The sequence below is a fragment of the Tropicimonas sp. TH_r6 genome (assembly GCF_033101155.1).
Taxonomy (GTDB): Bacteria; Pseudomonadota; Alphaproteobacteria; order Rhodobacterales; family Rhodobacteraceae; genus Tropicimonas.
On record NZ_JAWMPX010000007.1, the window covers coordinates 198735 to 207143 of the forward strand.

Annotated in this window: 5 protein-coding genes; 4 read left to right on the plus strand and 1 reads right to left on the minus strand. The window is 62.2% G+C overall.

What is annotated here, in order from left to right; translation table 11 throughout:
• The first annotated feature begins 19 nt into the window (after positions 1 to 19).
• From R3X27_RS09670 to R3X27_RS09680, 3 genes are all read left to right on the plus strand, one after another.
• Positions 20 to 880, plus strand: a complete 861-nt coding sequence (locus tag R3X27_RS09670; RefSeq protein WP_317708647.1) for a hydroxymethylglutaryl-CoA lyase — start codon at positions 20 to 22, stop codon at positions 878 to 880.
• 120 nt (positions 881 to 1000) lie between these two features.
• A complete protein-coding gene (locus R3X27_RS09675; RefSeq protein ID WP_317708648.1) occupies positions 1001 to 1801 on the plus strand; it encodes a crotonase/enoyl-CoA hydratase family protein in 801 nt (266 codons plus the stop codon).
• A 497-nt stretch (positions 1802 to 2298) separates the two neighbouring features.
• Entirely contained in the window at positions 2299 to 3792 is a 1494-nt protein-coding gene (locus R3X27_RS09680) for a BCCT family transporter (protein ID WP_317708649.1), read from the plus strand.
• 601 nt (positions 3793 to 4393) lie between these two features.
• Here R3X27_RS09680 and R3X27_RS09685 read toward each other — a convergent pair.
• Positions 4394 to 5548, minus strand: coding sequence for a NapC/NirT family cytochrome c (locus R3X27_RS09685; protein ID WP_317708650.1), 1155 nt, complete (start codon positions 5546 to 5548; stop codon positions 4394 to 4396).
• Positions 5549 to 5784: 236 nt separating this feature from the next.
• Between R3X27_RS09685 and torA the strand changes: the two genes are divergently transcribed.
• A complete protein-coding gene (torA, locus tag R3X27_RS09690; RefSeq protein WP_317708651.1) occupies positions 5785 to 8217 on the plus strand; it encodes a trimethylamine-N-oxide reductase TorA in 2433 nt (810 codons plus the stop codon).
• Positions 8218 to 8409: the final 192 nt, after the last annotated feature.

Consider the following 8409-nt stretch of genomic DNA (forward strand, 5'->3'; position numbering starts at 1 on the left):
GGATGAGCTGGGAGGGAACATGACCGAACGGGTCGAGATCGTCGAGGTCGGGCCGCGCGACGGGCTGCAGAATGAAGCGCGGGTGATTCCGTTGGCGGAAAAACTTGCGCTGGTCGATTGCCTGAGCGGGGCAGGGTTTCGGCGCATCGAAGTCGCAAGTTTTGTCAGTCCGAAATGGGTGCCTCAAATGGCCGACTCGGCCGAGGTGCTGGCCGGGATCGTGCGCGCGGAAGGTGTGTCCTATGCCGCGCTGGTGCCGAATGCGATTGGGCTGGAGCGGGCGATAGCAGCCCGGGCCGACGAGGTTGCGGTCTTTGTCAGCGCTTCGGAAGGGTTCAGCCGCGCCAATCTGAACTGCTCGGTGGAGGAGAGTTTCGAACGGATCGTGCCGGTCCTGGAGGGGGCGGTCGCGGCGGGGTTACCGGTGCGGGGTTACCTGTCCTGTGTCGTGGATTGTCCCTTCGATGGTCCGGTGGCGCCAGGGCAGGTGGCGGCTGTGGCCGGGCGGCTGGCGCGGCTCGGGGTCCACGAGGTCTCGTTGGGCGACACGATCGGGCAGGCGTGGCCGGAGCAGGTCGACGCGATGTTGAGCGCACTGCTGGACGAGGTGCCGGCGGCGCGGCTCGCGGGGCATTTTCACGACACGTCGGGCCGGGCGCTGGCAAATGTCGAGGTTGCGCTGGAGCGTGGGCTGCGGGTTTTCGATGCTGCGGTCGGCGGGTTGGGGGGCTGCCCTTACGCGCCGGGGGCGGAAGGGAATGTCGCCACCGAAGCGGTGAATGACCTTTTGCGGGCGCTTGGCTACGAGACCGGGCTGGACGCGATGATCGTAGCGGAGGCTGCCAGCATGGCACGGGCAATGCGGCGGTCGGACGGGTGAACCGGGCGCTGCTTCGACCGTCGAAGAGGCGGCGGTTCCACGCTGATTGCCCGCCGTCTCGAGGTAAACTGAACTATTGAGCCGGCGTATACGAAAAGTTGGAATGAGCGGAGAAAACCGATGTCGATGAACGCAGAAACGATTCGGGTCGAGCGGGACTCGCGCGGGGTCGCCACGCTCTGGCTGGCGCGGCCGGAGAAACATAACGCGATGTCGGCGCAGATGCTGGAGGCGTTGACCGAGGCCGCAAGAGAGCTCGGGGCGGATCCTGCGGTTCGGGTGGTCGTGTTGGCGGGCGAGGGGGCGTCCTTTTGCGCCGGGGGCGACCTGACCTGGATGCGGGCGCAGATGACGGCCGATGGCGCGACGCGGGCGCGGGAAGCGCGCAAGCTGGCGGAGATGTTGCAGGCGCTCAATACCTGTCCCAAGCCGGTGATCGGGCGGGTGCAGGGCAACGCATTTGGCGGCGGGGTCGGGCTGATCTCGGTCTGCGATGTCGCCATTGCTGTGAGCTCCGCGCGGTTCGGCCTGACGGAGACACGGCTCGGATTGATCCCGGCGACCATCGGGCCCTATGTCGCTGCGCGCATGGGAGAGGCCAAGGCGCGCCGGGTCTTCATGTCGGCTCGGCTCTTCGGGGCAGAGGAGGCGGTCAGGCTGGACCTGCTCGCGCGCGCGGTTCCGGCCGGGGAACTGGATGCTGCCGTCGAGGCCGAAGTGGCGCCCTATCTTTCGGTTGCGCCCGGCGCGGTCGGCGCGGCCAAGGCGCTGCTGCGCCAGCTTGGACCGCGTATCGACGCCGACGTGATCGATGAGACCATCGCCGCGCTTGTGTCCTGTTGGGAGAGCGAGGAAGCCGTCGAGGGGATCGGGGCGTTTTTCGAGAAGCGGACGGCACGGTGGACACTTGAAGAAGAGTAATGGCGGCGGGCTTTTTTTGCCCTTCACCGTTGCTTGGACATCTATTGTTCAGCGCAAGCGCAGCTTCAATCCAGGTGATCCGTTCTCCCTAAAGCAGTCGGCTGGCCGAGACGCCGGATTGGAGAAAGCGAACCTTCGGGCTGCTGGCGGCGACAGACGGGTCGGCGGACGGAGCGGTCATTGACCACTCTGCAGGGAGCGCCCGGAGACTGCGCATTCCGGACGTCAATAGAGTGTTGATTTTCGCAGGAGCAGCATCATTTCAGACCGTCATGACCGGCCCTGTGCCGGCTTTCAGCGCCGTCGCCGTGAATGCCGGAGGTGAGACTATCGCCGCGAGCAATTTCGTGTGTTTCTTGTCTCGACACGCCTGGAAACATCAACTGTGTTGCAGGTGCAAAGGAGAAAGACGACCTTGGCGGATCTCCGCGTTTGCCTGATCGGCTCAGTCTCCCCAATATGCGCGCTATGAAAACCGGAATGGGAGAGTCGCGACCATGAAAAATAAGTCGCCAAACGCCCTCCTGATCGTGTCCCTGTCGATCAGTGCAATCATTGCTCTTTGGGGCTTGCTGGACCCACAGGGTATGGGAGAACTGGCTGCAGCGGCGGTGGAAACACAATTCGACAGTCGCGGTTGGTTCATCATGCTGGAAGCCAGCGGGTTGCTTTTCGTTGCCATCTTCCTGGCTTTCTCGCGGTTCGGCAAAATTCGCCTCGGTCCTGATGACGCCGAGCCGGAATTCTCCACATCTGCCTGGATTGCCATGCTCTTCGCCGCCGGCATGGGCGTCGGCCTGCTGTTCTATGGCGCCGCCGAGCCATTGACCCATTTCGAACAGTTGCGCCAATCCATGGAGGATCCCGAGGCTGCCGGCTACGCGCTCTTCGTGACATACCTGAACTGGGGATTTCATGCCTGGGCGATCTACGGGGTGGTCGGGCTCATCGTCGCCTATTTCGCTTTTCGACGCGGCCGCACGCTCCTGTTGAGCGCGCCGCTGATCGACGCTTACGGGGACGTCCGTTGGACCCGGTTTCTCGCCTGGCTGTTCGATCTGCTGTCGATCGTCGCCATTGCAGTTGGGCTTGCCGGGTCGCTTGCGATGGGGGTGTTCCAGGTCCAGACCGGGTTGGCCGGGCTGATCGGTGTCGAGAATCCCGGCAGCCTGACCATCCCGGTATTCGCTGCGATGTGTGTCGGCTTCGTCATCCCGCTCCGGCGCGATCTTGGTGAGGGCATGTCGAAGCTTTCCAACGCGGCCATGCTGATCGCGATCGGACTGATGGTCTACCTTCTGGTTCTCGGCCCCACCTCCTATCTCATGAACGGTATTGTTTCGGGTTTCGGCCGTTATGTCTTCTATGTGCTGCCCGCCGGCTTCTCGACGGCAGAGTTCTTCGACCGGGACATTGTCGATTGGTTCCAGGGTTGGACCCTCAACTACATGATCTGGTGGCTCGCCTGGTCGCCCTTTGTTGGCATCTTCATTGCCCGGATATCGCGCGGGCGCACGATCCGCGAGTTTCTCGTGGGCGTCATCGTCGCGCCGACCCTGTTCTCGATCCTCTGGTTCGGTGTCTTTGGCGGCATCGGGTTCTTCGACGCTCTGCGCCAGGAGGGGGCGCTCACGGTGGTGAACGACCAGAACCTTGATGCAACAACCTTTGCCCTGCTGGAGCGCTTCCCACTCGGCGGATTGACCCGAGCCGCCACGGTGCTCGCCGCCTTCCTTTTCGTGGTCACGAGCGTGGTCAGCGCAGGGTTCACGCTTGCCATGATCGGTACCGGAGGAGATGAAAACCCGACGCCGCGCGTTCGAACGATCTGGGGCGCCATTCTTGGCGCGCTCGGCTTTGCCATGGTGCTGGTCGGAGACATTTCGCTGGTACGCTCAATCATTGCTCTTTCGGCGATGGCCTTCGTCTTCATCGTTCCGATCCTGGTTCTGTGCCTCTTGCGATCCTTGGGAAGGGAGGCAACCAAATGAGCGCCCTGGTTGTCGACTCGATCCTGAACATGACCGTTTTCGTCTATATCGGTTTCCTCGTATGGCTCGCCGCCCGGCCGTGACTCAGGCTTCGCGATGTCCGACGGTATGCGTGGCTCTCCGATTTCTTGCCCGGATTTTTGACCCGACCGGTTCCAAGCACCAGTTGCTCGGCAGCGCCCGTTTCGTCTGAACAGCGTCTTTCTCTGCGGCGGGACATTCGCCCGGTTTACAGTACGTTCGGCATTGCTGCCGCTGGTATGGCCCGCAGACAGCCCACAGGTTTGAATTCCGCGATCCGAACGAACGGGTGGATCGCCGCCTTCGAGGGCGCTTTCTGGAAGTGCGGAGAAAAATCGATCACCAAGCAGGTTGTGACGTCAGGCGCAGACAACGAACCATTTCCGCAAGAGCCGATTCCGTTTCTCGCAAATCGGAGCGTAGGTTCACCCTCTGATCCTACAATAGGGTTGGCACAGAGAGTTCCCGGACCGTTTGGAGGACACGCGTTGCGACGAAAGCTTTCGCCATTCCTGGGAAGAGACGAGTGTGATTGCCATTTTCGTTGGCTTTGGTCGCATCCGCGACGGATTTGCGGGGGTCAATGCCCCCCCATATCCGATCCGTGCAGCTGGAGATAGGTCAGCACAAGGCGCCCTTCCTCCTTCAGCAGATTGCTCGAATCCACCATCCCCTTGAACTGCCCGGACCATTGGTTGGCGTCGAACTCGTCCAGATGCGGGGCCGCGTGGCAGAGCGCGCAATTGGCGATGTAGAGCGCATTGGCATAGCTCCACAGGCCATCCGTTTCGGCGGTCAGGCCCGCCATGGGCAGCCATCCTTCGAGGACGATCGGCGTCCAGATCTGCCCGGTCTCGGTGACGGTGACAGGATCCCCTGCAACGCGCGCGGCGGCCTGCGCGTCATCCTTGAGCGAGGCGAGCAGGATGCGTTTGCCGGCCTCGGCATACATCACGCGGGCCACGTCATCCTGCCGCCAGCCGTTGAGGCGAATATTGGCCATCTCGCCATCCGTCCCGATCAGTTCGAACGGCGCGCCGGCGAGTACCTTTCCCGCAGCTGTCTGACCCGCCGCGTCCAGGAAATACGCCTGCGTTTCCAGCGGATGAACCATGTCCGTCCCGTCCGGGATCTGACCTATCGTCTTCTCGAATTCGGCATAGGCCGCCTCGGCGAGCGACCCCATATCGGGCATCTGGTGCACCAGCCCCTTGTGGCAGGATATGCAGGTATCGCCCTCGTCCATTGCCTTGGGGTGCTGCTTCTGCGCGTCCTTCGCTTGCGCAGGCACAAGCATGTCATCGAATGCGTGGCAGTTGCGGCAGGTCTGCGAGTCGGTCTTCTCCATCTCGTGCCAGACCCGTTGCGCAAGCTCCAGACGCTTGTCCTCGAACTTTTTCGGAGTATCGATCGTGCCGCGCAGTTCAGCCCAGAGGTCCCGCGTGGCCTTGACCTTGGCGATCACATATTCGTCCCACGGCTCCGGCACATGGCAGTCCGTGCAGATCGCCTTCACACCGGAGGCGTTCTGGTAATGGCTGGAGGTCTTGTACTCCTCGTAGGCCGGCGCCATCGAATGGCAGGACACGCAGAACTCGATATTGTCGGTGACATGCATCGCCGTGTGAAAGCCCCCCCAAAACAGGACGCCAGCACCGAAGAAGATCAACGCGATCAGGCTCCAGGCCATTGAGGCTGGCCGGGTCAGCCATGCCCGAAAACCTGAATTTGACATACCGATCTCTCCTTTGGGAGGGACGCTACGCCCCTATATGTGTGCCATCAAAACGTCAAAATGACGCATCGTAGGGGCGTATTTTATGGATTTCTGACAATGACAGCCTTCGGGCGCCTCTCTATCCTGTGAGATGGATCTTCCGGTCCTGAAGCCGGCAACACGACCCGTATGCCTTGCGCTTACCCGCCGCGCCCGACTCCCGACTGGTGACACAGATTGAGGAGGTAGATCTGATGGCGAATGCCAATCCACTGAACCTGTCCCGCAGGACGTTTCTCGGCACGACCGCTGCCGCCGGTGCACTTGCCGCCCTCGGCACGCCGTTTACAGCGAAATTCGCAGGCGCTGCGGCGCCCGATGGCATCATCACAGCCGCGCATTGGGGGGTCATGCGTGCAACGGTCGAGGACGGCAAATTCGTCTCGGCCGTTCCCTTCGAGAAGGACCCCTTCCCGAATGTGGACATGATCGCATCGACGCCCTCGATGGTGCATGACAAGGCCCGCATCGAATATCCGATGGTCCGCAAGGGTTTCCTTGAGAACGGGCATGAGAGCGACACCTCCGAACGTGGTACCGGCGACTTCGTCCGCGTGAGTTGGGACGAGGCGCTGGATCTCGTCGCCCGCGAGATGAAGCGGGTGAAGGACGATTTCGGCCCCGCGAGTTTCTATGTCGGCAACATGGGCTGGAAGAGCTCCGGTCGCCTGCACAACCCGCGTGCCTCGCTGGTGCGCCTGATGAACCTGCATGGTGGCTTCTCCGCCCCGCTGGGTGATTATTCCACCGGCGCGGCCCAGGGTATCATGCCTCACGTTATGGGCGGGCTCGAGGTCTACTCGCCGCAATCGGCTTGGCCGGGGGTCGCCGAGAACGCCGAATTGCTGGTCATCTGGGGGGCCGATCCGATGGTCACCCTCAAGATCGGTTTCGCCCCGCCGGACCATCAGGCGCTCAAGGGCTTCGAGGCCTTCAAGGCGAAGGGCATCGAGACCGTCGTCATCGATCCGAAGAAGACCAAGACCGCCAAATATCTCGACGCCGAATGGATCGCCCCACGGCCGCAATCAGATGTCGCGATGATGCTTGGCGTCGCCCACACGCTCTATACCGAAGAGCTGCATGACCAGGACTTCCTCGACGAATACACCGTCGGCTTCGATCAGTTCGTGCCTTACCTGACCGGCGAAAGCGACGGCCAGCCCAAGGATGCCGACTGGGCCGCCGAAATCGCGGAGGTCGATGCCGAGACGATCCGGACGCTCGCCCGCAAGATGGCCGAGAAGCGGACCTTCCTCATGGGTGGCTGGGCGCTGCAACGCACGGAAAACGGGGAGCAGACCTACTGGATGCTGGTCACGCTCGCTTCCATGCTGGGCGAGATCGGCCTGCCGGGGGGCGGCTTCTCCGTCGGGTATCACTACAACTCCACCAGCGCGCCGCGCGCCACGGGGGGTGGCCTGCCGGGACTGTCGGGTGGCGAGCCGCCCGCGGATATGCCGCCGCGCATCCCCTGCGCCCGTATCGCCGACATGTTGATGAATCCGGGGGCGAAAATCGACTTCAACGGCAAGAAGATGACCTATCCGGATATCCGGATGATCATGTGGGCGGGCGGCAACCCGTTCAGCCACCATCAGGACCGCAACAAGCTCATCGAAGCCTGGCGCAAGCCCGAAGTGGTGGTGATCCAGGAACCCTGGTGGACCACAACGGCGCGCTTCGCCGATATCGTCCTGCCGGCAACCACGCCTTTCGAGCGCGACGATATCGAGATCTGCGGCGACTATTCGCGGCAGTTCATCGTGCCAATGCACAAGGTGGTGGAGCCTCAGGGCGAGGCCCGCAACGATTACGACATCGCTGCGGATCTGGCCGATCGACTCGGTTATGGAGCCAAATTCAACCGCAAGGAACAACTGGCGGAGATCGAGGGTTTCTATAATGCCTGCGTCGATCAGGCCGACAAGGTTGGCGAGGCGATGCCCGCCTTTGCCGAGTTCTGGGAGAGCGGCGGCTTCCATGAGTTCCCGGTTGCCGACAAGGCCGGAAGCTGGGTGCGGCATGCGGATTTCCGGGAGGATCCGGATATCGAGTCTCTCGGAACCCCGTCAGGCCGGATCGAACTGTTCTCGAAAAAAGTCGAGGGTTTTGGCTACGAGGGCATTTTCGGGCATGCGCAATGGATCGCTCCGACCGAATGGCTAGGCAGCGATGCGAGCGGCGAGATGCTCCATATGGTCAGCCCGCACCCGGAATATCGCATCCACAGCCAGATGAACTCGGCGGATGTGCGCGAGAAATACGCTGTGCAGGGGCGCGAACCGATCGAGATCAGCGCAGCCGACGCCGAGACCCGCGGCATTGCCGATGGCGATGTGGTGCGTGTTTTCAATGATCGCGGACAGGCGCTCGCCGGTGCCGTGGTCACCGAAGACCTGCTGCCGGGCGTGGTGCGGCTCTGCGAAGGCGCTTGGTATGATCCAGAAAAGCCAGGCGAAATTGGCACGCTGGACAAATACGGATCGCCCAATACGCTCACCCGTGACGTGCCCAGTTCCAAGATCGGTCAGGCCACGACGGCCCATACCGCGCTGGTCCAGGTCGAGAAATATGCGGGTGACCTGCCCGATGTCACCGCGTTCCAGGCGCCGATGGCCAGCTGATCTCGAAGGCGTCATCGTTGAATGACAATAAAGGGGGCCTCATGTGGCCCCTTTTACGTCCCGGCCTATTCAAGTTGCGAGCATCAAGGAACAAAGGTCCACTGTCCGAGCATTCGTGGAGATTGCAGCGAATGGCGATTGTCCGCCCTTTGCACATGATGCTGCATGCCGGGCCAACGACCGCTTCTGGCG